Here is a 24652-nt window from a genome sequence, read left to right on the forward strand (position 1 = left end):
CCAACGCCCTCACCCGCGTTTCGGGCCCCCCCCCCTGCCCCTGACACACCGTCGTGGACAGCCTAAGGCCCGCCTGCGTGCGGGCCTTCGGCCGTTCTCAGAGCCTCCCCGCCTCCCGCAACACCTTGGCGAGCGTCCCCTCCCCCGTGACGGCGATCCGCCCGTCCCGTACGGCGTCGGCGACGCTCAGTTGCCCGCGCGCGATGGCCGTACCGGTGAGGGTGTCCAGCTCCAGCACGGCGTCGGGTTCGACGGGCGCGGCCCCGTAGCCGTACATGGCCCCACCCCCACCCCCATCGCCATCCCGCCCGGCGTACACATGAAAGACCCCTTCCTCCAGCCGCACCTCCACCAGCCCCTCCCCCTCCAGGGCCCGGAGCAGCGGCAGGGCGAACCAGTGGGCGCGTACGGCGTCGGTGGGCCGCCGCTCCCCCAGCTCGCCTTCCCCCCACTCCCCCAGCGCTTGGAGCACCGGCAGCAGGCGGCGCCCGCGCGGGGTGAGTTCGTAGACGTACGCGGCTCCCGGCGGCGGCAGCCTGCGTCGCTCCGCCAGCCCGTCCCGTTCCATGTCCCTCAGCCGGGAGGCGAGGACGTCGGTGCTCACGCCGGGCAGGTCCGCGTGCAGATCCGTGTAGCGGCGCGGACCGGCGAGCAGTTCCCGGACGATCAGCAGGGTCCAGCGGTCGCCGACGGCGTCCAGCGCGCGGGCTGCGGAACAGTACTGGTCGTAGCTACGGCGTGGTGACATGGGACGCAGTCTAGACATGTAGTTGGACTTTCCAAGCTGTCACTTGGTAAAACCAAGCATCACGTAGAACCAAGCATCACAAGTTCCGGAAGTTCGGAAGTTCCCGGAGGGTCGTCGCATGGAGTTCCGGCAGTCGAGCAAGCTGAGCGAGGTCTGTTACGAGATCCGCGGCCCGGTGATAGAGCACGCCAACGCGCTGGAGGAGGCGGGTCACAGCGTGCTGCGCCTGAACACCGGCAATCCGGCCCTCTTCGGTTTCGAGGCGCCGGAGGAGATCGTCCAGGACATGATCCGCATGCTGCCGCAGGCCCACGGCTACACGGACTCGCGCGGCATCCTCTCCGCCCGCCGCGCGGTGGCCCAGCGCTATCAGACACTCGGCCTTGAGGTGGACGTGGATGACGTGTTCCTGGGCAACGGTGTCTCGGAGCTGGTCTCGATGGCCGTTCAGGCCCTGCTGGAGGACGGCGACGAGGTACTGATCCCGGCCCCGGACTTCCCCCTCTGGACCGCGGTGACGACCCTGGCGGGCGGCAAGGCGGTGCACTACCTCTGCGACGAGCAGGCGGAGTGGTACCCGGACCTGGACGACATGGCGGCCAGGATCACCGACCGCACCAGGGCCGTGGTCATCATCAACCCCAACAACCCCACGGGCGCGGTGTACCCCAAGGAGATCGTGGAGGGCATCCTCGACCTGGCCCGCCGCCACGGTCTGATGGTCTTCGCGGACGAGATCTACGACCAGATCCTGTACGACGACGCCGTGCACCACTCGGCCGCCGCGCTGGCCCCGGACCTGGTGGTCCTGACCTTCTGCGGCCTGTCGAAGACCTACCGGGTGGCGGGCTTCCGCTCGGGATGGCTACTGGTGACCGGCCCACGCCAGCACGCCAAGAACTACCTGGAGGGCCTGACGATGCTGGCCTCCATGCGGCTGTGCGCCAACGCGCCCGCCCAGTACGCCATCCAGGCCGCGCTGGGTGGACGCCAGTCCATCACCGAACTGACCGCACCGGGCGGCCGGCTCCACGAGCAGCGGAACGTGGCCTGGGAACGGCTGAACGAGATCCCGGGCGTGTCGTGTGTGAAGCCCAAGGGCGCGCTGTACGCGTTCCCGCGCATCGACCCGGCGGTGCACAAGATCCACGACGACGAACGGTTCGTCCTGGACCTTCTGCTACGCGAAAAGATCCAGGTCGTCCAGGGCACCGGCTTCAACTGGCCCACCCCGGACCACTTCCGCATCCTGACCCTGCCGCACGCGGAGGACCTGGAGGCGGCGATCGGGAGGATCGGGCGGTTCTTGAGCGGGTATCGGCAGTAGGGGGTCGGGGCGGGGAACGGCGGGACTCGTCGCCCCCACCTGCGCTGTGGCCCAGCGCACTTCTCGCACATCGCCGCCGGGCCACCACCCCTGGCGCGGCTGCCCTACTTGAGGGCCACTTCACACCAGACCGTCTTCGTGTACGGGTCGCCTCCGGCGGTGCCCCAGTGGGTGGACAGCACCTCCACCAGGACCAGCCCCCGCCCGGACTCCGCGTCCGGCTCGACCGGCGGGAGGGTGCCGGGGGTGGGCGGCCGGCGTTCGGGGCGGGCGTCGGTGACTTCGATACGGAGGGTGGGGTCCGCCGGGTAGAGGGTGAGGGTCAGCCGGAACTGGCGCCCTCGGTGCCGACCGTGTGTGATCGCGTTCGCGGCGAGTTCGGCGACGAGCAGCGCGGCGGTGCGGCTGGCGTCGGTGTCCGGGGCCCAGCCCCAGGCGAGGAGCTGCCCGATCGCGCAGTGCCGAGCGAAACGGGCGCCATGTGGGGTGGCCGGGAGACGGGTGCTGTAGCGATGGGCTGGCGCCGTCGCGGGGGGAATATCGGCGTTCATGTGACTCAGAGTGGTCAGCTGTCTCTGCGCTGGCCAGTAACGGCGGCCGTACACAGCGTCACTGACCGATCGTTGTCCGGGTCTGTCCGGGCGGCGTGGCGTTACGCGGGTGCCTGTGGGGAGTTGGGCACGGATGACACACGGAGGTGTCGGAGCAATGAGTGACGAGACTGAGTCGTACATCGCCGACGACGAGGAAGCGGCGGCGGTACTCAAGACAGTGGGCAAGGTCATCAAGATGTGCCGGGAGCGGAAGGGGCTCACACAGGCCGAGTTGGGGAGGGCCGTGGGGTACAGCGAGGAGCAGGTCTCGGCGGTGGAGCGCGGAAGGCGGGCACCCAGTGAGAAGTTCCTCAAGGCGGCCGACGAGGTGTTGGGCGCCGATGGCCTGATCGTGGGATTACGGAAGGACGTGGCACAGGCCAAGTACCCGAAGAAGGTTCGGGATCTGGCCAACTACGAGGTACAAGCGGTCGAGGTGTGCGCCTACGCCAACTCGGTCGTCCATGGACTGCTTCAGACACCCGACTACGCGCGAGCACTGTGCGAGATGCGCCGCCCGCCGTTCCCCGAAGAAGAGGTCGACCGCATCGTCGCCGCTCGACTCGACCGCCAGGAGATCCTCGGCCAACAGCTCACCACCGTCTTCAGTTTCGTGCTGGAGGAGGAGATGCTGCGCCGACCTCTCGGGGACAAAATGGTGATGCGGAAGCAGCTCGAACATCTGTTGGATGTGAGTCAGCTCCGAAACGTGGATCTCCAGGTGATGCCTACGGATCGCGAGGACCACGCAGGCACTGACGGATCCTTTGAGTTGCTACGGCTGGCGAAGGGGGACCGGGTGGCGCACAACGAGGTGCAGCTCATCAGCCGTCTGATCTCGCTCCCCGCCGAAGTTCAGCTCCTTGAGATCCGCTATGGCACCATCCGGTCACAGGCCCTCACGCCCGGTGAGTCGCTGGCCTTCATCAAGAATCTGCTGGGAGAAACATGATCACCAACACGCTGGAGTGGTTCAAGAGCAGCTACAGCGGCGCCGATGCCCCGTCATGCGTGGAAGTCGCCCTCGCCCCCAAGTCGATCCACGTCCGGGACTCCAAGCACATAGACGGCGACCAGCTCGCCTTCGATCGCGACCGCTGGACCGCCTTCCTCACGTACGCCACCGAGCGCTGACGTACACCACCCGCCCCGCCCCGGTCCCGCTACCGGGCGCGGGGCGTCTGCGCCTCCCCCACGCGGACTTCCGCTTCCCGAAATCCGGCCTTGATCAGGAGGCTCTCCCGTGGGCAGATGGGAACCGATCAGACTGGATGGCCACCGTTCACGTACTCCTCGAAGGACACTGACTCCGCGATTGCGGTGCGCTGGTACTCGATGAAGGGGGAGATGTCCCCTTCGAGCAGCTCGCGGTTGATCTGAGTCCCGTCCGCCTCATAGTTCATGAGGACTACCTCTGTCTGGTCGAACATCCAGAAATCTTGAACCCCCTCAAGAGGGTTCGGTCGGTTGGTCACGTCGAGGATGCGAATGTTGTCGCCCGCCTGGACGTGCACCCCGTAGTAGCGACTGAACTCGAACCGCAGATAGTCGGAGAGTGGTCGCGTGACGATGTGCACACGGCCGTTGCGCTTTCCCTCGGCTCGCTGGCGGGAGACGCGCTCGGTGTACGCGGAAGCCAAGTAGGGAGTCAGCGACCGCCCCTCGCGGAAGACCGAGAACTCTTCCGCCTCCTGCGGTACCAGGTACTGCGGAAGGGTTTCGAGCCGCCATGCTTCGTGTGTGATCCCTGCGAAACGGCGACTCCAGTCCTCACCATCCAAGAACACGTACAGCCTCCCTCAACGTCTCCCCCTCTGCACGTGCCGTTTCCATGCGGGGACGCGACTATGCGCGTTGTCGCATAACTCCATCGGCTCCGTCTGGCCGGAGGCTACGCCGCCGAGCACTGACGTACGGCACCACACGCCCCGCATCCGGTCCCGTACCGGGCGCGGGGCGCCTTCGTCGTCATAGCCTGAACGCATGGGTGATCTCTTTCTCGTACGGCACGGTGAAACCGAGTGGTCGCGGTCCGGGCGGCACACCGGGCGCACGGACGTCCCGCTGACCGCGCGGGGGCGGGACGAAGCCCGCGCGGTCGTGCCGCTGATCCGGTCGCACAGGATCGGCGCGGCGTTCGTCAGCCCCTCGCAGCGGGCCCGGGAGACAGCGGAGCTGATCGGGCTGCCGGACGCGCGGCCGGACGCGGATCTCATGGAGTGGGACTACGGAGGCTACGAGGGGGTCACCACGGTCGAGATCCAGCGGGACCGGCCCGGGTGGTTCCTGTTCACGGACGGGGTGGAGCCCGGACCGCCGGAGCATCCCGGCGAGAGCGTGGAGGAGGTCGGGCGGCGGGCGGACCGGATGCTGGCCAAGGTGGACGCGGCGCTCAGCAATCACGAGGGGTGTGTGGTGCTGGTGGCGCACGGACACATTCTGCGGGTGCTGACCGCCCGGTGGCTGGCGCTGCCGCCGCAGGACGGGGCGCTGTTCCAGTTGGCGACGGGGGCGGTGTGCAGGCTGGGGCATGAGCACGGGCGGCCGGTGATCGCGGGGTGGAATGTCAGACCCGGGACGTAGCCTTCAAGGGGTCGGGGAGACGAGGGCCGGGGGAGGTGTACGGGCATGACACGACCAGCCACGCCCGCGCAGCGGCGTGTCATCGACGCGGCCGATCCGGTCACCGGGCGGCTGAAGGGCACGGAGGCGCAGCTCGCGGCGCTGGTGAAGCGGGGGCTCGCCTTCCGGCATCCGCGTGCGCCGCACGACCACTTTCTGACGCCCGCCGGGCATCGGCTACGGGAGGAGCCCGTGGCCACTGTGACGGTGGAGGGCGGCGCGGGGGTGTTCAGCGCGCGGGTCGGGGGTGAGGAGGAGCCGCCGGAGGCCGGGCCCGCGCGGAGCCGTGAGGTGCACAGTGCCTGGCAGGGGCTGCTGGAGCTGCGGCGGATGACCAATCCGGACGGGGCGACGGACCGGCCCTGCGGCTGGGAGCGGGGCAATCTCGTGCGGGCGGCGGCGCTGGCGCTGGAGGCGGCGGGGCATCGGCCGGCGGACGGGGGGGAAGGGGACGGGTATCGGGTGCGGGCCACTCCGCAGCCCGATGCCGTGGCCGTGACGGTGACCGACCTGGAGGCGTTGCGGGCGTGCGCGGCGACGCTGGAGGCGGCGGGGTGGCAGCCGGGTGAGTACACCGAGCCGCGTACCCGGGTGCGCTATCTGCTGGCCTCTCCGCGACGGGTCTGAGGGGCGTGTCAGGATCTGGGGGCAGAGTCGTTGGCCAGAACAAGGAGTTGCGGTGAGTGAAGAGTTCTCGGTGCCGGTGACCGTCCGGGGGTACGAGACCGATGTCCAGGGTCATCTCAACCAGGCCGTCTATCTCAGCTATGCCGAGCACGGTCGGTGGGCGCTGCTGGAGGCGGCCGGGATCCGTCAGCGGGATCTCACGGACAACGGTCTGGGGCCGGTGGTGCTGGAGACGACGATCCGTTACCGGCGGGAGCTGCTCGCGGGTGATGAGGTGACGGTGACCTGCGCGTTTCTCTGGGGTGCGGGCAAGACGTTCAAGGTGGTGCAGCGGATCGTGAAGTCGGACGGCACGCTGGCCGCCGAGGTGGAGGGCCTGAGCGGACTGCTGGACCTGAAGCTGCGCAAGCTGGTCGCGGACCCGGGCGGGCGGCTGAAGCAGCTCGCTTCGGAGCCGGGGCTGTTGGGGGTGTGACGGGAGCCGACAGGGGCAGGGGGCGACCAGGTCGGGTGCGTTGCTGGTGTCGTACGCCGCTCGTGCCTCGGCGACGTAGACCCGGTGACGTTCGGTCCAGTCGGTGAGGCGCTGGAGCGTCTCGTGGAGTTCCTCGGCTACCGGGGTGAGCGCGTATTCGATGGGAAGGGCGTCATGGGTCGAGTATTCAGCTCTTACGCGGATGAACTGGCGGCAGCACTATTCGTTGGAGTTCCGCTCTCCATCACGGTGGCATGGCTGTTGCACCGGTTCGTCCTTGAGTGGGCACCTGGGGCGGGAATCCGCCGGCTGGCAGTGCTGGACGGGCTCCTGGCCGCATCCGTACTGCCTTTCCTCTACGCGACTCTCTCCCGGGGATACGGCAGCGGGCGAACGCTCAGCGTGATTCCGTTCGGTGAGCTCTCCTCCTCGTTCAGCACCGCACAGGTGGCGCTGTCCGAAGTGACACTGCTCAACATCGGCGGCAACATGGCGCTGCTGTTCCTCTTCGGCGCGCTGCTCCCTCTTCGGAGCCGGAGGTGCCGCGGCTTCGGACGAGTCGCGACCGTCGCGGCGCTGATGTCCGTGTGCGTGGAAGCCGCGCAGTTCGTCCTGGCGGTCGGCCGGGTGTCCTCCGTGGACGATGTCCTCGTCAATGTCGCAGGGGCTCTGACCGGCGCACTCGTGACTCGCCCTTGGTGGTCCTCACTCCATCTCGCCCGTGAAACGGCATCGCCTGCTGTGGCTGTGTCCTGACGGATAGGACCGACTGCCCGGGTCTCCGGGCCGCCGGCCGTCTCTCGGACCCGGGCGAGACTACGATCCCGGGGCCGTACTCGATGCTCGCCCTGGGTGCGGCGGTCGCCGGGTGGCTGGATGCGGGCGGGTTTACCGCCGCAGACCCTGAGGGGCGGACCCTCTACCGGACATGAAGACGCTGTACGCCGTCAAGGCGGGGGTGCCGCTGCGGGGTGTGGCCAAGCGGGCCATGCCGTGTGGCCGGGAGCCGTCCCTCCCGGCCGGAGCAAGGGGGCGCTCAGCCCTGGGTGGTGATGTTCGCCAGGCGGTGGGCCTCCGTGCGGGTCGCCTGGGCGATGGCGTCCTCGTCGGCGGTGAGCAGGCGGCCGTCCGCCACGATCTGGCGGCCGTTCACGAAAGAGGCGGTGACCGGGGCGGGGGCGCCCAGGACCAGCGCGGCGACCGGGTCGGCGATGGAGGCGTGGGCGAGGGTGTCCAGCTTCCACAGCACCAGGTCGGCCAGCTTGCCCGGCTCCAGGGAGCCGGTGTCGGCGGCCCGGCCCAGCACCTGGGCGCCGCCGTAGGTGCCCAGGCGCAGTGCCTGACGGGTGGTCAGGGCCTTCTCGCGGTGGGGGCCCAGGCGGTTGACGAGGAGGGCGTTGCGCAGTTCGGTGTGGAGTTCGCCGGACTCGTTGGACGCGGTGCCGTCGACGCCCAGACCGACCGGGACCCCGGCCGCGAGCAGGTCGGGGACGCGGGCGATACCGGCGGCGATGCGGGCGTTGGAGGACGGGCAGTGGGCGACGCCGGTCCTCGTGCGGGCGAAGGCGGCGATGTCGGAGTCGTTCATGTGGATGCAGTGCGCCATCCACACGTCCTCGCCGAGCCAGCCGGTGGACTCGAAGTAGTCGGTCGGGCCCATGCCGAAGAGTTCATGGCAGAACTTCTCCTCCTCGACGGTCTCCGAGCCGTGCGTGTGCAGCCGTACGCCCAGGCGGCGGGCGAGCGCGGCGCCCTCGCGCATCAGTTCGGTGGTGACCGAGAAGGGGGAACAGGGGGCGACCGCCACTTGGGTCATGGCATCGGAGGAGGCGTCGTGATGCTCCTTGACCGTCTGCTCCGTGGCGGTGAGCGCGCCCTCCAGGGTTTCGACGGCGAAGTCCGGCGGCAGTCCGCCGTCCGTCTCGCCACGGTCCATCGAGCCCCGGGCGAGGGTGAAGCGGACACCCATCTCGCGGGCGGCGCGGATGATCGCGCCGGACAGGTCGCCGGAGCCGCGCGGGTAGACATAGTGGTGGTCCATGGCGGTGGTGACTCCGCCACGGGCCATCATCGCGAGCGAGCCCTGGGCCGCCGCGTACACCATGGGCTCGTCGATACGGGCCCAGGTCGGGTAGAGCGCCACCAGCCAGTCGAAGAGGTTGTGGTCGGTGGCCAGGCCCCGGGTGATCCACTGGTAGTAGTGGTGGTGGGTGTTGATCAGGCCGGGGGTGACGAGGTGTCCGGTGGCGTCGATCCGGCGTACGACATGCTCCAGGCCCTCGGGGGCCGGGCCCGCGCCGACTGACTCGATCCGGTGGCCGGCGATGACGAGGTGTCCGGTGGCGTACTCGGTGTCGTGGGCGTCGACGGTCGCGATCGCCGCGTTCTCGATCACGATGCGCTCGGGTGCTGCCATGGTGGTGCGTCCCTTTCGAGAGACCTCAGTCGGAAGACCTTCGGGGATCAGCGGAGATCGGAGAGGATCAGAGGGGATCGGAGAGGACCGGAGGGGGTCAGCGGAGGTCAGAGGGTGGTGAGGTCCAGTGGGATCCTTGCCTCGCAGCCGTCCCGCAGTACCGTCGCCTCGATCAGGCCGTAGGGGCGGTCGGCGGCGAGATACACCTCGTTCTCGTTCTTCAGTCCGAACGGCGCCAGGTCCACCAGGAAGTGATGCTTGTTCGGGAGCGAGAAGCGGACCTCGTCGATCTCGCCGCACTGGTCGATGATCCGCGCGCCCATCTGGTACAGCGTCTGCTGGAGGGAGAGCGAGTAGGTCTCCGCGAAGGCCCGGAGCAGGTGCTCCCTGGTCCGCTCGTACGACTCCTCCCAGTGCGGCATCTCCTGGTCGTCGCCGGTCCAGTGGAAGCGCCAGCGGCCGGAGACCTCGGTGGCCAGAATGCGGTCGTACGCCTCCGGGAGGGTCGTGTACTTGTCCTTGACGTAGCCCCAGAATTCAGAGTCCGTCGAGTTCATGACCACCAGGTCCTTGAGCCCGGAGATGACCTCCCAGTCCGTACCGTCATACGTGACCTGGGTGACCCGGACCTCCTGGCCCTTGCGGACGAAGGAGTGCTTCGGCTCCTCGGAGGAGGGGCCGGCGGAGATGGCGGCCGAGGGGGCGGCCGAGGTGGTGATCCGCTCCCAGGCGTACTCCTCTATCCGGATGCGGGCCCGGTGGATCGGCTCCTGGGAGGTGACGAAGTGCCGGGCCAGGTGAATGCCGAACTGTTCCGCGGACTCGATGCCGTGCTCCTTGGCGAACGCGTACACCGTGTTCTTGGTGGTGTCGGTCGGCAGGACGCTGGCGTTGGAGCCGGAGTAGTGGACCTCCTCCATGGCGCCGCTCAGCGCGACGGAGACACTGAGATCCTTGATGTGGTGGGTGGCGCCGTCCCGCGTGATCCTGACGACTCGGTTCTCGGCCTTGCCGTACTGGTTCTGTCCCAGGATGGTCGGCATAGCTAGCTCCCTCGGTATACGGAGTAGCCGAACGGGTTGAGCAGCAGCGGTACGTGGTAGTGCTCGCCGGGGCGCACGGCGAAGGTGATCGCCACCTCGGGGAAGAACACGGCACCGCTGTCCCGATGCGCGGGGGCGCCCTGCTGCGGATCGGCTCGATTCTCTGCGGTCCGTGCGCCGACTTCCTCGACGTACGGTTCGGTGGATTCCTCGAAGTACGGTTCCACGGCGAAGTCGAGCCGTACGTGGGTGGTGGCCTCCGGCAGTGCCGGGAGGTCCTTGCACCGGCCGTCCGCGTCGGTCGCCGAACCGCCGAGCGTCTGCCAGTCCGCGTCCCGGCCGGCGCGGGCCGCGAGGCGGACGGTGACGCCCCCGGCGGGGCGGCCGAGGCTGGTGTCCAGGATGTGGGTGGACACCGAGGCAGTGGTGCTGGTGCTCATGGCGGTCAGTCCTCTTCGGGGTCCAGGAGACGGACGAGACGGATGCGGTTGATCTTCCCCAGTTCGGTGCGGACGATCTCCCGTTCCCGCTCCGGCGCGTTGCCGATCCGTGCCCTGAGCGCGTCGCGCATCTGCTCGCCGGTGCGGCCGGTGGCGCAGATCAGAAAGACATGGCCGAACTTCTCCTGGTAGGCGAGGTTCAGTTCGAGCAGGTCCGCGCGCAGGGCGGCGGAGGCACCGGCCATGCCGCTCTGCTCCCGCGCCGAGGTGGGGTCACCGGGCTCGGGACGGCCGATCGGCGGATGCCCGGCCATCGCCTCGCCGAGGTCGTCGGCGGTCAGCTCGGCCATGGCGGCGTCACTGGCGGCGTACAGGTCGTCGTCGGTGGCGTACGGGCGGGCGGCCAGTACGTGCTCCGCCCAGGTCCCGGAGGCGCACACCTCGCGAAGGGCGGCCCGGGCCGCGTTCTCCTCCAGAGCGTTGAACCGGGTGAGGCCCGGCGTCGAGGTCGTCGTCACGGCAGAGCCTCCGCGGCCTTGTGCTGAAGGGGCTGCGGCCAGCTAACGCCCTGCGGGTGTCAGCGTCAACAGTTTGTTGAAAATTCGGGGTTACGTCGGGGGCGTGAGGTGCGGCGGCCCAGAGCTGGCGGGTCAGGTCTCCCGTTCCCGGTTGAGGTAGTTGTAGACGGTGAACCGGCTCACCCCGAGGGCGGTCGCCACGGTCTCCACTCCATGGCGTACGGAGAAGGCGCCGCGCGCCTCCAGCACCCGTACGATCTCCTGCTTGGTCTTGCGGTCGAGGTCGGCCAGAGACTTGCCGTGACGGCGTTCCAGGGCGGCCAGGATGTGATCGAGGGAGTCGGCGAGCTGGGGCAGCCGTACGGCGATGGCGTCGGCCCCGGCCCAGGCGAGCACCACATCGTCCGGACCGGCCTCGCCCGGCGGGAGCATGGCCCCGCCCATGGCGTCGACCAGCGGCTTCACGGCAGCGATGAAGGCATCATGGCCGGTCACTTATCACCCTCCCCGACCACATTGACCTGGAGCGAGACGCGGGTGGCACCGGCCTGGAGGGTCCGGCGCAGCAGGGCGTCCAGGGCGGTCAGCACGGCGTCGGCCTGACCCTCGGCCGTGTTGCCGAAGGGGCCCACGTCCACCGCGTCCAGGTCGGCCGCCTCGATGACCTCCCGCGCCACGAGCGCGTGATCGGGGGCCTGGTCGAGGTCGAAGGGTTCGGTGGTGAACTCAACTCGCAATCGCACGGGCCCAACCTAACGCGTGGCGCGTGCGGGAGGGCAGCCCCCTTGACAAGGGTCCGCACCCGGCGGCACTCTTCCATTACTTCCATTAGACAGAAACTAACTTCCACAATACGGAAAATTAGACGCGGAAGGAGCGGAGCCCTGATGCCAGCTTTTGAATCGGGCACTGCCTCGGGCCGGCGCTTCGACGTCAACCTGTCGATCCTCTTCACGGAACTCCCGCTCCTGGAGCGCCCCGCGGCAGCCGCCGCGGCCGGTTTCTCCGCGGTCGAGCTGTGGTGGCCGTGGATAGACTCCCCCACCCCCGGGCGGTCCGAACTCGATGCCCTCAAGGGCGCGATCGAGGACGCGGGGGTCCAGCTCGTCGGGCTGAACTTCTACGCCGGGCAGCTCCCCGGCTCGGACCGTGGCGCCCTGTCGATCCCGGGGGCGGAGTCCGCGCGGTTCCGGGCCAATGTGGAGGTGGCGGCGGGGTTCGCCGCGTCCGTGGGGTGTACGGCGCTCAACGCGCTGTACGGCAACCGGGTGGACGGGGTCGATCCGGCCGCGCAGGATGCCCTGGCTCTGGAGAACCTCGCCCTCGCCGCGCGGGCCGCCGATCGGATCGGGGCGATTCTGCTGGTCGAGGCGTTGAATCGGCCCGAGTCGCCGAAGTACCCGCTGGTGTCCGCGCGGGCCGCGGTCGAGGTTGTCGACAGGGTCAACGAGGTGACGGGGCTCGACAACGCGCGCTTCCTGATGGATCTGTACCACCTGTCCATGAACGGGGAGGATCTGCCCCAGGTGATCGCCGACCACGCCGACCGGACGGGGCATGTCCAGATCGCCGATGATCCCGGGCGGGGGGCACCCGGCACGGGGGCGTTGCCGCTGGAGGAGTTGCTCGGTCAGCTGGCCAAGGCCGGGTATGACGGGTGGGTCGGGCTGGAGTACAAGTCGGCGGGGCCGGGCGCGGAGGCGTTCGACTGGCTGCCGGTCGCCGCGCGGGGCTCCGCCCCGTAACCGGCGTTCAGCCGACCGTCGCTGGGGGCTCCGCCCCCGGACCCCCGACCTGTCCCCACCCACCACCCGTCTCGGTCGGGCAGAACGGCGAACCGACAAGCGCGCCGAACGACTTCGGACGTCCAGTCCAGAGAGGTACCCCACATGAGCAATCTCCCCAAGGTCGCCTGGATCGGGCTCGGCATCATGGGCTCGCCGATGTCCGAGAATCTGATCAAGGCCGGGTACGACGTCACTGGGTTCACGCTGGAGCAGCCGAAGCTGGACCGGCTGGCGGCGGCCGGTGGGACCGTCGCCGGGTCCATCGCCGAGGCCGTGCGGGCCGCGGATGTGATCGTCACCATGGTGCCCGCCTCCCCTCAGGTCGAGGCCATCGCCTACGGCCCGGACGGCATCCTGGAGAACGCCCGCTCCGGCGCGCTCCTGATCGACATGTCCTCCATCACCCCGCAGACCTCCGTCGACCTGGCCGCCGCCGCGCGCGACAAGGGCATCCGGGTCCTGGACGCGCCGGTCTCCGGCGGTGAGGCCGGGGCCGTGGAGGCCGTGCTGTCCATCATGGTCGGCGGCGAGCAGGCCGACTTCGACACCGCGAGGCCGGTCTTCGAAGCGCTCGGCAAGACCATCGTGCTGTGCGGCCCGCACGGCTCCGGCCAGACCGTGAAGGCCGCCAACCAGCTGATCGTCGCCGTGAACCTCCAGGCGTGCGCCGAGGCCGTGGTCTTCCTGGAGAAGTCCGGCGTGGACCTCGGGGCCGCGCTGGACGTGCTCAACGGCGGGCTCGCGGGGTCGACCGTGCTGACCCGCAAGAAGGACAATTTCCTCCAGCGGGACTTCAAGCCCGGCTTCCGGATCGATCTGCACCACAAGGACCTGGGCATCGTCACCGACGCCGCCCGCACGGTCGGCGCTGCCCTGCCGGTCGGGGCCGTGGTCGCCCAGCTGGTCGCCTCGCTGCGCGCCCAGGGCGACGGCGGGCTCGACCACTCGGCGCTGCTGCGGTCCGTCGAGCGACTGTCGGGCGCCCAGCTCTGACCGTTCCCCGCCCCCTGTCTCCGGGCGGTGCCGCCGCTGACAACTGTCCTGTCGCGCCCAGGCGCCGGCACCGTCCGGGATCCACTTCCCCTTCTACCTACTTGCACTTGCACTTCCGCTTCCCCTTCCACGGCCTACCTCAAGAAACCCTCTCCACCCCCAGAACGGCGTCCGTGCGCCCGGCGACAGCCCCCGGCGGCGGACGCGTGTCCGCCACGCGCCGACGACCCGCGTCAGGGGTGGTCGATCGGCCGGCGGACCGGCGAGGACCGCGGCGGCGTGCGAGCCAGTGCGGTGGTGAAGGCCCCGGACGACCCTTTCCGACCTGCGGGAAGACCTCCGGCGCCATCGCCGCCGCCGCGGTCCCAGCCGGGCACGGCCCCGGGCGAGCACGGTCCTGGCGAGCACGGTCCCTGGCGAGCACGGCCCTGGCGGTCGCTCCACACCACCGCCCGGGCAACCCATGACTCCGTCCGGCGGCGCGAACGGCTCCTCGCGCCCAGCCTCGCGCCGTCGGGCGGTCCATCCCGGAAACGTGCCGGGTGGCGGGCGTGCGGCACGGCCGCCCCCACGGCACCCTGAAGGCATGGCACAGGGCATGGCACATCCCCCGGAAGAACCGCACGTGGTGGTGCATCCGCCGGCTCTGGACGGGTCACGGCGGGTCACCGAGGGTGACGAGACGCTGGGCGTCGCCACCCATCTGGACGACGTCGGCGAGTTCCTGCGGCTCGCGGACCACTATGTGACCGACGTCGAGGAAGCCGCCTTCATCGAGTGGCAGGGCGGCGGCCCGGAGGACTGGCCGGGCCTCACCGAACAGCACCCGCAGGAGCAGGAGGGCGAGCGCCGGCCGTAGCACGGCTTGCTCGCCCCCCTCAGCCCCGAAGCCCCTCAGGCTCTCAGCCCCTCAGCCCCTATGGCTCTCAGACCTTCAGCGTTCTGATCGACGTAGGCGCATGCCCGGGCTCCGTCGCGATCTCCTCGAACTCCACCACGTTGCCGATGTCATTGGTGGGTGACATCGAGATGTTGGTGACCCGTTCCAGGATCGCCTCGACCACCACCGGCACCTGGAACTCGACGGCGAGCTTCTTGGCCTGTTCCAGGGCGGCGCCCAGTTCGTTCGGGTCGGTCACCCGGATCGCCTTGCAGCCGAGGCCCTCGGCGACCTTGACATGGTCGACGCCGTAGACGCCCAGCTCGGGTGAGTTGAGGTTCTCGAACTCCAGGTTGACCTGGAAGTCGATCTCGAAGGCCCGCTGCGCCTGGCGGATCAGGCCGAGATAGGCGTTGTTGACCAGGACATGGACGTACGGGATGCGATGCTGCGCGCCGACCGCGAGTTCCTCGATCAGGAACTGGAAGTCGTAGTCGCCGGAGAGGGCGACGACCAGGGTCTCGGGGTCGGCCTTGGCGACGCCGAGCGCGGCCGGGATGGTCCAGCCGAGGGGGCCCGCCTGGCCGCAGTTGATCCAGTGGCGGGGCTTGAAGACGTGCAGCATCTGGGCACCGGCGATCTGTGAGAGGCCGATGGTGGTGACGTACCGGGTGTCGGGGCCGAACGCCTTGTTCATCTCCTCGTAGACCCGTTGCGGCTTGATCGGGATGTCGTCGAAGTGCGTACGGCGCTGGAGGGTGGCCCGCTTCTCCTGTGCGGCGGCGGCCCACGCGGAGCGGTCGGGCAGCCGGCCGGCCTCGCTCAGTTCCCGGGCCACCGCCACGAACAGGGTCAGCGCGGCCTTCGCGTCGGAGGCGATGCCGTAGTCCGGGGCGAAGATCTTGCCGATCTGGGTGGGCTCGATGTCGACGTGGACGAACTTCCGCCCGGCGGTGTAGACGTCCAGCCTGCCGGTGTGGCGGTTGGCCCAGCGGTTGCCGATCCCGAGGACGAAATCGGACTCCAGGAAGGTGGCGTTGCCGTAGCGGTGCGAGGTCTGGAGGCCGACCATCCCGGCGTTCAGGTCGTGGTCGTCGGGCAGGACGCCCCAGCCCATGAGGGTCGGGACGACCGGGACACCGGTCAGCTCGGCGAACTCCACCAGCAGTTCGGCCGCGTCGGCGTTGATGATGCCTCCGCCCGCGACGATCAGCGGCCGTTCGGACGCGTTGAGGAGGGTGAGGGCCTTCTCGATCTGGGCGCGGCTCGCGGCGGGCTGGTACACCGGCAGCGGTTCGTAGGTGTCCGGGTCGAACTCGATCTCCGTGAGCTGGACGTCGACCGGCAGATCGATCAGCACCGGCCCCGGGCGGCCCGAGCGCATCAGGTGGAACGCCTGCTGGAAGACGCCCGGCACCTGGGCCGCCTCCAGCACGGTGATCGCCATCTTGGTCACCGGCTTGGCGATGGAGGCGATGTCGACGGCCTGGAAGTCCTCCTTGTGGATCACCGCGGTCGGGGCCTGGCCGGTGATGCACAGGATCGGGATCGAGTCGCCGGTCGCCGAGTACAGGCCGGTGATCATGTCGGTGCCGGCCGGTCCGGAGGTGCCGACGCAGACGCCGATGTTCCCGGCCTTGGTGCGGGTGTAGCCCTCGGCCATGTGGGAGGCGCCCTCCACATGCCGGGCGAGGGTGTGGGAGATGCCGCCGGCCGCCCGGAGCGCGGCATAGAAGGGGTTGATGGCCGCGCCCGGCACACCGAACGCGTGGGTGACGCCCTCACGCCTGAGGATCTCGACTGCCGCGCGGGCAGCGGTCATACGAGCCATGGGGTACTCCATACTCCTGCTTCGGCTGTCGGATGCGTACTCCCGTCGCGCCCGCCGCGAGTACATCCATGGATTCCATGAATTCCGTATCGTGGAAAATCTTTTCTACGATCTGGAAGTAATGTAGGAGTGTGGGCCAAGGCAGTCAAGAGACGGACAAGCGGGGGCCCGGTGGAGCACCATGGGGGCGCCGTCCCGGCCCTGGTGCCGAGCTGACGCCGATCTGACGCCTCATCTGGAGCGGGCCATGTCCGAGAGCATCCCGGTGCGCTGCCCGGCCTGCGGCCGTGAGCACCGCTACACCCCACCGTCGTACCCCTGTGTGTGCGGTACGGCGGTGGCGCCGCCGCTGGATCCGCGCGGCACGGTACGGCCCGTACCGCATCGCGCCTGGGACGAGGAGTGGGTGCCCGCGCGCTGTACGGGGTGCGGGCTGCTCGGCAGCAGGCCACGCCCGGAGCTGGGCTGCCCGTGCGGCACGGCCCTGCGCATCCCGGTGGCGACGGAGGCATGCGCCCCGTCCGGCGACGGCCGCCCGGCGTTCCGGCCGGTGACCATCCGCACGGCGAAGGACGCGGTGACCACCGCCGTCCTGTATCTGAACTGGCTCGGCCACCAGGGCATCCGGCGGGCCGATCAGCGCCCGCCCTCCGGCATAGGGCTGGCCGCGCCCGGGATGCTGGCCCAGGTGGACCCGACGGTCCACCCGGCCTCGCTGCGGGACGTGGAGTGCCTGTGGCTGACGGCCATGACGGAGTCGGCGGCCTGTGTCTACTTCTCCCTGGCGGGTTTCGAGGAGCGGGCCAGGGCCCGCGCGGACACCCTGGAGATCCCCCTGTACGTCCTGGACCTGACGGGCACGCCTCAGCCGGTCAACACGACGGCCGCGCGTCTGACGGCGACCGGGGCCCGCTGAGCCCCGACGGCACCGGAGCGCCGGGCGGCAGCGGGCCAGGTGGAGTCAGCGGGCCGGGCAAGACCAGTGGGCCCAGGCAGGGTCAGAGGGCCCAGGCAGGGGCAGAGGGCCGGGCAGGGCCAGAGGGCCCGGTGGAGTCACTTGAAGTCCTCTTCGCGGTACTCCCGCGCCGACCCCGCCGCCGTCGCCTCGCGCAGTTCGATCCGGCGGATCTTGCCGGACACCGTCTTGGGCAGCGGGCCGAACTCCAGCCGCCGAATGCGCTTGTACGGGGCCAGCGCCGCCCGGGCGTGCTCGAACAGCACCCGCGCGGTGTCGGGGCCGGGCTCCCAGCCCTCGGCGAGCACCACGTACGCCTTCGGCACCGCGAGCCGCAGCGGGTCCGGCGCGGGCACGACGGCCGCCTCGGCGACGGCCGGATGCTCCAGGAGCACACTTTCCAACTCGAACGGCGAGATCTTGTAGTCGGAGGCCTTAAAAATATCATCACTTCGCCCGACATAAGTGACATATCCGTCGGCGTCCCGGGAGCCGATGTCGCCGGTGCGGTAGTAGCCGCCGGACATCGCCTCCGCCGTACGGTCCGGGTCGCCGTGGTAGCCGGTCATCAGGCCGACCGGGCGGCCCGCCGGACCGGACAGGTCGAGGACGATCTCGCCCTCGTCGCCGGGGGTACCGGTGACCGGGTCGAGGAGGGCGACGCGGTAGCCGGGGCTGGGGCGGCCCATGGAGCCGGTCTTCAGCGGCTGGCCGGGGCTGTTGGCGACCTGCACGGCCGTCTCCGTCTGCCCGAAGCCGTCCCGGATCGTGACACCCCAGGCCCGGCGGACCTGCTCGATCACCTCGGGGTTGAGCGGCTCCCCGGCGGCCACCACCTCGCGGGGCGGCGTGCGCAGCTGGGTGAGGTCGGCCTGGATGAGCATCCGCCACACCGTCGGCGGGGCGCAGAAGGTGGTCACGCCCGCGCGGTCCATCTCGGCCATCAGCCGGGCGGCGTCGAAGCGGGTGTAGTTGAGGAGACAGACCGTCGCCTCGGCGTTCCAGGGCGCGAAGAGATTGGACCAGGCGTGCTTGGCCCAGCCGGGTGAGCTGATGTTGAGGTGGACGTCGCCGGGGCGCAGGCCGATCCAGTACATGGTCGACAGATGCCCGACCGGGTACGAGACATGGGTGTGCTCGACCAGTTTGGGGCGGGCGGTGGTCCCCGAGGTGAAGTAGAGCATCAGGGGGTCGTCGGCGCGGGTGGGGCCGTCGGGGGTGAATCCGGCGGGCGCCCGTTCGGCCTCCTCGTACGGCAGCCAGCCGTCGGGGGCGCCGCCGGCCGCGATCCGGGTGTAGTCGCCGGGTACGTCGTCGAACTTGGGGGTGTCCTCGGCGCGCACGATCACCTGCCGGACCCGGCCGCGCCCGACGCGGTCGCGCAGATCGGCGGGGCCGAGCAGCGGGGTGGCGGGGATGACGACGGCCCGCAGCTTCATCGCGGCCAGCGCGGTCAGCCACAGTTCGGCCTGGTTGCCGAGCATCACCAGGACGCGGTCCCCGGCGGCGACGCCCCGCGCGCGCAGCCAGTTGGCGTACCGGTCGGAGAGCGCCGACAGCTCCGCGAAGGACAGCCGGGTCTCCCGGCCGTCCTCCTCCACGAGGTGCAGCGCGGTCCGCCCGTTGCCCTCGGCGATCACGTCGAACCAGTCCAGGGCCCAGTTGAAGTGCTCGGGCCGGGGCCAGCGGAAACCCTCGTAGGCCGTCGGGTAGTCCTCGCGGTGGGCCAGCAGGAAGTCCCGTGCCCTGCGGAAGTCCTCGGTCGCCGTCGTCGCCGTTGTCATCTTGTCGTCCTCCTCGGTCCCGGCCATTGCCGGGCGGCTCCCTGTCATCGTGTAATCCGTGATGCGGGTCTCACTACCCCCGAACGGGGGTGGGCGGTGCGACGGAGGCGGGATCGGTGGCGGTGGCGGACGGTGGTGCGGGGGTGTTGCGCGCTGCGCTGCTGCGGCTCCGGCGCACGACCGGGCTGCCGGTCGCCTTCGGCGGTCCGGTGGAGCCGGGGCGGCGCCAGATGCGCATCGATGAGCTGAGCGGTACGCGGACCCTGTCGCTCAGCGCGCTCGCGGTCGGCTCCGGCAACGGCCTCGGCGGCCGGGCGGTGGCCCACGCCCGCCCCTGCGCGGTCACCGACTACCCCTCCTCGCGCCGGATCAGCCATGAGTACGACATCCCGGTGGCCGCCGAGGGGCTGCGCTCGATCCTGGCGGTCCCGGTCGTCGTACGGCGTCAGGTGCGGGGCGTCCTGTACGGCGCCCTGCGCACGGTCCAGCCGCTGGGCGACCGGACGCTGAGCGCGGCCGTGGAGGCGGCGCGGGACGTGGAACAGTCGCTGGTGCTGGCCGACGAGGCCCGGGGGCTGCTGGTCGCCGCCCGGCCGCAGCCGGAGGGCGACCAGGGCGACCGGGACGCCGTACGGGACGCGCGGGCCGCCCGGGAGCGGGTGCGGGAGGCGCACGCGGCGCTGCGGACGCTGGCCCCGCGGATCACCGACCCCGTGCTGCGGGCGGAACTGCTCGACGCGTGCGCCCTGCTGACCGGGCCCGTGCCGGACCCGGCCGCCCCGCTCACCCCGCGCGAGCTGGATGTCCTGGGCTGCGTCGCCTCGGGCGCCACCAACACCGGCACCGCCGCACGGCTGGGCATCGGCCCGGAGACGGTGAAGAGCTATCTGCGCTCGGCGATGCGGAAGCTGGGGGCGCGGACCCGGGGGGAGGCCGTGGCGGCGGCGCGACGGGCGGGGGTGCTGCCCTAGAGCAGTCCCAGAGCCAGTCCCAGAGCCAGTCCGAGAGCACGTCCGAGAGCACGTCCCGAGCAGTCCCAGCGCGGTCCTGGAGCAGCCCCACAGCAGCCCCGGAAACATCAGGGAGCGATCCCGGAGCGGCCCCGGACCCCTGTTCCTGTGCGACCCCTCTGTCACACCTGTGAGAAACCTTGGACATGGCCTCCGCAAGACCCGGTGTCCCGGAATCAACCGTGATTCCCCCTGTAATCTCCCTCACGACCTCACACCTCCGGATTTCAACGACGCGTTGCCTAGAATTTGGCGGACCACGACATTCGGAAGGAGCGGTGACCGTGCTACCGGACTTCCAGGAGCCTGCGCGATGCCGCCCCGACCTGGTCATCGGGCGGGAGGAGCTGTTCACCGCGGCCCGGGAGCAGCTCGGGCGCGGTGGCAGTGTGCTGCTCCACGGTCCCGCCGGGATCGGGAAGTCGACCGTGCTGCGGGCGCTGGCCGCCGAATACGGTGAGACGGCCCGGACCGTACTGCGCTGCTCGGCGACCGAGTCGGAGTCCCATCTGCCCTTCCTGGCGCTGGCCGATCTGCTCGGTCTGGTGCTGGACGAGGTGGCCGGAAAGCTGCCCGACGCCCAGCGCACCGCCCTGGAGTCGGCGCTCACCGGCCGCGGCGAGTCCACCCTCCAGCGCGACGGCCTCGCCCTGCGGCTCGCGGTGCTGTCCGCGCTGCGCGCGCTGGCCGCCGAGGGCCCGGTGCTGGTGGTCGCCGACGACCTCCAGTGGCTGGATCCGGCCAGTGCCGAACTGCTCGGCTTCGCCGCCCGCAGGCTGGGCGACTTCCCGGTGCGGGTGCTGTGCGCGGCCCGCACCGAGGGGCAGGAGTACGACGACCATCTACGCGCGTCCCCGCCGGACACCCTGGCCCTGCGGCTGGGCCCGCTGACCCGTACGCAGGTCTCCGCGCTGCTCGACGAGCGCGGCTATCTCCAGCTGCTGCGGTCCACGGTCCGTGACATTCATCGCACCAGTGGCGGAAATCCGCTGTTCGCGCTGGAGCTGGGCCGGGCCCTCGCGGAGTCCCCGGCCTCGCCCCGGCCGGGCGAGCCGCTGCCGGTGCCGACCTCGCTGCGCGCGCTAGTGCTGCACCGTCTGGACCGGCTGTCCGCCGAGGCCCGGCACACCCTGCTGGTGGCCAGCGCGGGCGCCCGCCCCACCACCGCCCTGCTGCACGCGGCGGGCCGGGTCAACGCCGAGGCGGAGACCGCGCAGGCGGCGGCGCTGGGGCTGCTGGCGACCGAGCCGGAGGGTCCGGCCGTACGGTTCGCGCATCCGCTGATCTCGGCCGCGCTGTACGCGGAGGCGTCCGCGCAGGAGCGGCGGGACGCGCACGCGGCGCTGTCCACGGCCGCCTCCGACCCGATCGAGCGGGCCCGGCATCTGGCGCTCGCGACAACCGGCACCGATCCGGAGGCGGCAGCGCGGCTGGCCGAGGCGGCGGCGCTGGCCCGGGACCGGGGCGCGCCCGCGGTCGCCGCCTCGCTCGGGCTCCTCGCCGCCCGGCACACGCCCGCCGACGGCGACCCGGGTCCCGAGGAGCGCCGGCTGACGGCTGCGGAGGACGCGCTGACCGGCGGGGAGACGGATCTGGCCCGGGACATCGCGCGGGACGTGCTGACCCGGGCGACGGCGGCGGCGGACCGGGTGCGGGCCTGGATCGTGGTGATCAACGCGGCCGGGCAGGGGATGGGCAAGGTCGACGCGGTGTTCCCGCAGGCGCTGGCCGACGCGGGCGACGATCCGCGGCTGCTGGCGCTGGTGCGCTACCAGCTGGCCTGGCGGGCGCTGCTGGTCGAGGGCGAGATGGAGCGGGGCCGGGAGGAGGCGGCGCACGCGGCCCGGCTGGCGGCGCGCGCCCTGGACCGTCGCACCGAGCTGCTCGCGCTGGCGTTCCAGGCGCACATGGAGACCCTGATGGGCCATCCGGACGCCCCGGCCACCATCAAGCGGGCCATGCGCGAGCCGCAGGACCCGCGGGTCGCCGTCGATCACAACGGCGTGGGCGCGGTCCGCTTCCGCTGGCTGATGATGTGCGACCAGCTCGCCGAGGCCCGTACGACCGTCATGACGCTGCTGCGCGAGGTGCGGCGGCGCGGCATGGCCGAGAGCGAGGTGCACTACGTCCGTTTCCTGGCCGAGACCGAGCTGCGCTCCGGGCACTGCGGCCGGGCCCTGGACCTGGCCCGCGAGAGCCTGCGGCTGGCCCGGGACGCGGGGATCGGCGAGGGGGCGAGCGCGATGCTGACCTCGCTCGCCGAGGCGGCGGGCGGCGACGTGGGCCGGGCGCTGTCGCTGGCGCGGGAGGCGGCGGACCGGGCCGAGGAGGACGGCGACGTCATGTATCTCTCGCGGGCCCTGGGCGCGCTCGGGCACGCCCAGCTGGTGGCCGGGGACGCACAGGCGGCGGTGACGGCGCTGCGCCGGGTGCGGGAGCTGGAGATCGGCATGGGGATCACCGACCCGGCGCGCGGGCGCTGGCAGGGTGATCTGGCGGAGGCGCTGGTGCGGATCGGTGAGATCACCGAGGCGCAGGATGTCATCGACGTCTCGCGGGTGCAGGCGCTGCGGCTCGGCCGGGAGAGCGTGCTGGCCGTGCTCGACCGGGCGGAGGCGCTCGTACGGGCGGCGCGGGGCGAACGGGAGGCGGCGCTCGCGCAGCTGACGTCCGTTCAGGACCGGCTGGCCAAGCTCGGGTACGGGCTGGAGGAGGCGCGGGCGGCGTTCGCGCTGGCCCGGTTGCGCACCGGGCGGCCGGGTCCGACGTCGTACGACGAGGCGGCCCGGCTGTTCCGGCGCTGCCGGGCGCTGCCGTGGCTGCGGCAGGTGGAGGAGGCCGCGGCGAACCCGCCGGAGCCGTCCGCGCTGCCGGTGGCGCTCGACGCGCTGGCCGGGCTGGCGGCGATGGAGCGTCAGGTCGCGGCGCTGGTGATGGAGGGCGCGACCAACCGGGAGATAGCCGGGCGGCTGTACATCAGCGTCAAGACGGTCGAGGCGACCCTGACTCGGGTGTACCGCAAGCTGGGGATCCGCTCGCGGGTCGACATCGTCAGACTGGCGGCGGGGCGGCACGCGCGGTAGCGGGACGGGGGGCTGGCGGGGCGGGCGCCAGCGGGACGGGCGGTCCCGGGGCAGGCGTGGGCGCGGCCGGCGGTCGCGGGGCGGGCATTAGCGGGACGCGCGGTCGCGGCGCGGGGGTGGCAGCACGGACGGTGGAGGGACGGGCCGTCACGGGGCAAGCGCTGGCGCGGCCGGCGGTCGCGGGGCGGGCACTGGCGGCACGCGCGGTCGCGGGGCGGGGTGGCAGGACCGGCGGTCGCGGGGCGGGCACTGGCGGCACGCGCGGTCGCGGGGCGGGGTGGCAGGACCGGCGGTCGCGGGGCAGGGGTGGCGGGACGGCGCTGGCACGGCCGGCGGTCGCGGGGCGGGGCACCAGCGGGACGCGCGGTCGCGCGGTGGGGGTGGCGGGACGGGCTGTCGCGGGGCGGGCGATGGTAGGGCGTTGGCGGTGGGATGGCGCGGGCGGCCGACCGAGGGTTTCCCCTGTCCAACTCGCTTAGGGGAGTCCCTCATTGGGGGCTGACAGGCTGCCCTCTAGCGTATGGGCCGTGCCGCTCGCCGGGCACACGAGGGCCGGTCCGAGGCCCTCGTGCTCCCCCCAACCCGCGCGACCCCCACCGGCAACCTGAGGAGACTCATGTTCGGGCTCATCCGCGCCAGAAAGACCGCCGTCGCCCTCGCGGCCTCCGCCGCCGCGGCGGCGACCGCGTTCGCCGGCGCTCCCGCCGTCGCCGCCCCCGCCCCCGTCGTCGGCGGCACCACGACCACCACGACGGCGTACCCGTACGTCATGCAGATCACGGACGCGTCGCAGAACCAGTTCTGCGGTGGCACCCTCGTATCGCCCACCAAGGTCGTCACCGCCGCGCACTGTATGGTCGGCGAGACCACGAGCAGTGTCCGCGTGGTCGGTGGCCGCACCTATCTCAACGGCACCAACGGTACGGTCGCCCAGGTCAGCCGGATCTGGATCCACCCCGACTACACGAGCGTGACGCGCGGCGACGACGTGGCCGTCCTGACCCTGTCGACGTCGATGCCGTACGCGACGATCCCGTACGTCGCCGCCACGGACACCGGCGTCTACGCGACCGGCGCCACCGCCCGGGTGCTCGGCTGGGGCGACACCAGCGAGAACGGCAGCTCCTCCAACCAGCTGCGCACGGCGACCGTCCCGACGGTCTCCGACACCAGCTGCCGTACTTCCTACGGCACCCGCTTCGTCGCCACCGACATGGTGTGCGCGGGCCTCACCAACGGCGGGGTGGACACCTGCCAGGGCGACAGCGGCGGCCCGCTGGTGATCGGGGGGCGGCTCGCGGGTATCACGTCCTGGGGTGACGGCTGCGCCCGGCCCGGGCTGCCCGGGGTGTACACCCGGCTGACGACCTTCTCCAGCCTGGTGACGACCCAGCTCAACTCCTAGACTCCTGAGTATCCCTCAGGTGCATGACCAGGGGGCGTGGGGGGGGGGCCCGCTGGGGGGGCGCCGGCGCCGCTACCTGTGGCGGCGGGGGTGGGGGGGGCGGGGGGAGTCCGGG

The 24652-nt window shown here is 71.2% G+C and carries 25 protein-coding genes; 14 read left to right on the plus strand and 11 right to left on the minus strand.

Going from position 1 to position 24652, the window contains the following annotated elements; translation table 11 throughout:
- Positions 1–97 precede the first annotated feature (97 nt).
- On the minus strand, positions 98–748 hold the full coding sequence (locus ACFXAZ_RS02630; RefSeq protein ID WP_384583943.1) for a winged helix-turn-helix transcriptional regulator: 651 nt from the start codon (positions 746–748) through the stop codon (positions 98–100).
- 118 nt (positions 749–866) lie between these two features.
- Between ACFXAZ_RS02630 and ACFXAZ_RS02635 the strand changes: the two genes are divergently transcribed.
- Complete coding sequence (locus tag ACFXAZ_RS02635) at positions 867–2075, plus strand: pyridoxal phosphate-dependent aminotransferase (protein WP_384583946.1); 1209 nt, start codon at positions 867–869, stop codon at positions 2073–2075.
- 104 nt (positions 2076–2179) lie between these two features.
- Here ACFXAZ_RS02635 and ACFXAZ_RS02640 read toward each other — a convergent pair whose 3' ends face one another.
- Positions 2180–2626, minus strand: a complete 447-nt coding sequence (locus ACFXAZ_RS02640) for an ATP-binding protein (protein ID WP_384583949.1) — start codon at positions 2624–2626, stop codon at positions 2180–2182.
- A 157-nt stretch (positions 2627–2783) separates the two neighbouring features.
- Between ACFXAZ_RS02640 and ACFXAZ_RS02645 the strand changes: the two genes are divergently transcribed.
- Together ACFXAZ_RS02645 and ACFXAZ_RS02650 are read left to right on the plus strand one after the other, a co-directional pair.
- Positions 2784–3620 carry a Scr1 family TA system antitoxin-like transcriptional regulator gene (locus tag ACFXAZ_RS02645; protein ID WP_384583952.1) on the plus strand — a complete coding sequence of 279 codons (837 nt, stop codon included), beginning with the start codon at positions 2784–2786 and terminating at the stop codon, positions 3618–3620.
- Positions 3617–3802 carry a DUF397 domain-containing protein gene (locus tag ACFXAZ_RS02650; RefSeq protein WP_384583955.1) on the plus strand — a complete coding sequence of 62 codons (186 nt, stop codon included), beginning with the start codon at positions 3617–3619 and terminating at the stop codon, positions 3800–3802. The genes ACFXAZ_RS02645 and ACFXAZ_RS02650 overlap by 4 nt, the downstream gene beginning before the upstream one ends.
- A 128-nt stretch (positions 3803–3930) precedes the next feature.
- Here the strand turns inward: ACFXAZ_RS02650 and ACFXAZ_RS02655 are convergent, their stop codons facing one another.
- A complete protein-coding gene (locus ACFXAZ_RS02655; RefSeq protein ID WP_384583958.1) occupies positions 3931–4455 on the minus strand; it encodes a DUF6879 family protein in 525 nt (174 codons plus the stop codon).
- Positions 4456–4651: 196 nt separating this feature from the next.
- Between ACFXAZ_RS02655 and ACFXAZ_RS02660 the strand changes: the two genes are divergently transcribed.
- The 4 genes from ACFXAZ_RS02660 to ACFXAZ_RS02675 all read left to right on the plus strand — a co-directional run bounded on the left by ACFXAZ_RS02660 (position 4652) and on the right by ACFXAZ_RS02675 (position 7148).
- Positions 4652–5251 carry a histidine phosphatase family protein gene (locus tag ACFXAZ_RS02660; RefSeq protein ID WP_384583961.1) on the plus strand — a complete coding sequence of 200 codons (600 nt, stop codon included), beginning with the start codon at positions 4652–4654 and terminating at the stop codon, positions 5249–5251.
- A 45-nt stretch (positions 5252–5296) separates the two neighbouring features.
- Positions 5297–5917: a hypothetical protein gene (locus tag ACFXAZ_RS02665; protein ID WP_384583964.1), complete on the plus strand. Its 621-nt coding sequence runs from the start codon at positions 5297–5299 to the stop codon at positions 5915–5917.
- 52 nt (positions 5918–5969) lie between these two features.
- Positions 5970–6392, plus strand: coding sequence for an acyl-CoA thioesterase (locus ACFXAZ_RS02670; protein ID WP_384583967.1), 423 nt, complete (start codon positions 5970–5972; stop codon positions 6390–6392).
- 123 nt (positions 6393–6515) lie between these two features.
- On the plus strand, positions 6516–7148 hold the full coding sequence (locus ACFXAZ_RS02675) for a VanZ family protein (protein WP_384583970.1): 633 nt from the start codon (positions 6516–6518) through the stop codon (positions 7146–7148).
- A gap of 280 nt (positions 7149–7428) precedes the next feature.
- Here ACFXAZ_RS02675 and ACFXAZ_RS02680 read toward each other — a convergent pair whose 3' ends face one another.
- From ACFXAZ_RS02680 to ACFXAZ_RS02705, 6 genes are all read right to left on the minus strand, one after another.
- Positions 7429–8808 carry an 8-oxoguanine deaminase gene (locus tag ACFXAZ_RS02680; protein WP_384583973.1) on the minus strand — a complete coding sequence of 460 codons (1380 nt, stop codon included), beginning with the start codon at positions 8806–8808 and terminating at the stop codon, positions 7429–7431.
- Between the two features lie 107 nt (positions 8809–8915).
- Positions 8916–9851: a factor-independent urate hydroxylase gene (pucL, locus tag ACFXAZ_RS02685; RefSeq protein WP_384583976.1), complete on the minus strand. Its 936-nt coding sequence runs from the start codon at positions 9849–9851 to the stop codon at positions 8916–8918.
- A gap of 2 nt (positions 9852–9853) precedes the next feature.
- Positions 9854–10291, minus strand: coding sequence for a hydroxyisourate hydrolase (uraH, locus tag ACFXAZ_RS02690; protein ID WP_384583979.1), 438 nt, complete (start codon positions 10289–10291; stop codon positions 9854–9856).
- Positions 10292–10296: 5 nt separating this feature from the next.
- Positions 10297–10809, minus strand: coding sequence for a 2-oxo-4-hydroxy-4-carboxy-5-ureidoimidazoline decarboxylase (gene uraD / locus ACFXAZ_RS02695; protein ID WP_384583982.1), 513 nt, complete (start codon positions 10807–10809; stop codon positions 10297–10299).
- Between the two features lie 132 nt (positions 10810–10941).
- Entirely contained in the window at positions 10942–11253 is a 312-nt protein-coding gene (locus tag ACFXAZ_RS02700; RefSeq protein ID WP_384584071.1) for a helix-turn-helix domain-containing protein, read from the minus strand.
- Between the two features lie 47 nt (positions 11254–11300).
- The gene (locus ACFXAZ_RS02705) at positions 11301–11552 is read right to left on the minus strand and encodes a hypothetical protein (protein ID WP_384583985.1); all 252 of its coding nucleotides are present in this window, start codon (positions 11550–11552) and stop codon (positions 11301–11303) included.
- Positions 11553–11696: 144 nt separating this feature from the next.
- Here ACFXAZ_RS02705 and ACFXAZ_RS02710 point away from each other — a divergent pair, with 144 nt between their 5' ends.
- From ACFXAZ_RS02710 to ACFXAZ_RS02720, 3 genes are all read left to right on the plus strand, one after another.
- Positions 11697–12554, plus strand: a complete 858-nt coding sequence (locus ACFXAZ_RS02710) for a TIM barrel protein (protein WP_384583988.1) — start codon at positions 11697–11699, stop codon at positions 12552–12554.
- Between the two features lie 144 nt (positions 12555–12698).
- Positions 12699–13589 (plus strand): 2-hydroxy-3-oxopropionate reductase, encoded by an 891-nt coding sequence (locus ACFXAZ_RS02715; protein WP_384583991.1) that lies wholly within the window; start codon positions 12699–12701, stop codon positions 13587–13589.
- Positions 13590–14187: 598 nt separating this feature from the next.
- Entirely contained in the window at positions 14188–14448 is a 261-nt protein-coding gene (locus tag ACFXAZ_RS02720; protein WP_384584075.1) for a hypothetical protein, read from the plus strand.
- Positions 14449–14515: 67 nt separating this feature from the next.
- Here the strand turns inward: ACFXAZ_RS02720 and gcl are convergent, their stop codons facing one another.
- Positions 14516–16300 carry a glyoxylate carboligase gene (gcl, locus tag ACFXAZ_RS02725; RefSeq protein WP_384583994.1) on the minus strand — a complete coding sequence of 595 codons (1785 nt, stop codon included), beginning with the start codon at positions 16298–16300 and terminating at the stop codon, positions 14516–14518.
- A 247-nt stretch (positions 16301–16547) separates the two neighbouring features.
- Between gcl and ACFXAZ_RS02730 the strand changes: the two genes are divergently transcribed.
- Positions 16548–17216, plus strand: a complete 669-nt coding sequence (locus ACFXAZ_RS02730) for a hypothetical protein (protein WP_384583997.1) — start codon at positions 16548–16550, stop codon at positions 17214–17216.
- A 137-nt stretch (positions 17217–17353) separates the two neighbouring features.
- On the opposite strand, the gene ACFXAZ_RS02735 is transcribed toward ACFXAZ_RS02730, so the two are convergent.
- Positions 17354–19039: an AMP-binding protein gene (locus tag ACFXAZ_RS02735; RefSeq protein ID WP_384584078.1), complete on the minus strand. Its 1686-nt coding sequence runs from the start codon at positions 19037–19039 to the stop codon at positions 17354–17356.
- A gap of 116 nt (positions 19040–19155) precedes the next feature.
- On the opposite strand from ACFXAZ_RS02735, the gene ACFXAZ_RS02740 reads away from it, so the two are divergent.
- The 3 genes from ACFXAZ_RS02740 (at position 19156) to ACFXAZ_RS02750 (ending at position 24537) form a co-directional block, all read left to right on the plus strand.
- The gene (locus tag ACFXAZ_RS02740) at positions 19156–20010 is read left to right on the plus strand and encodes a LuxR C-terminal-related transcriptional regulator (RefSeq protein WP_384584000.1); all 855 of its coding nucleotides are present in this window, start codon (positions 19156–19158) and stop codon (positions 20008–20010) included.
- A 317-nt stretch (positions 20011–20327) separates the two neighbouring features.
- The gene (locus ACFXAZ_RS02745; RefSeq protein WP_384584002.1) at positions 20328–23132 is read left to right on the plus strand and encodes an AAA family ATPase; all 2805 of its coding nucleotides are present in this window, start codon (positions 20328–20330) and stop codon (positions 23130–23132) included.
- A gap of 616 nt (positions 23133–23748) precedes the next feature.
- A complete protein-coding gene (locus tag ACFXAZ_RS02750) occupies positions 23749–24537 on the plus strand; it encodes a S1 family peptidase (protein ID WP_384584005.1) in 789 nt (262 codons plus the stop codon).
- Positions 24538–24652: the final 115 nt, after the last annotated feature.

Source organism: Streptomyces sp. NPDC059477 (assembly GCF_042749375.1).
Lineage (GTDB): Bacteria > Actinomycetota > Actinomycetes > Streptomycetales > Streptomycetaceae > Streptomyces.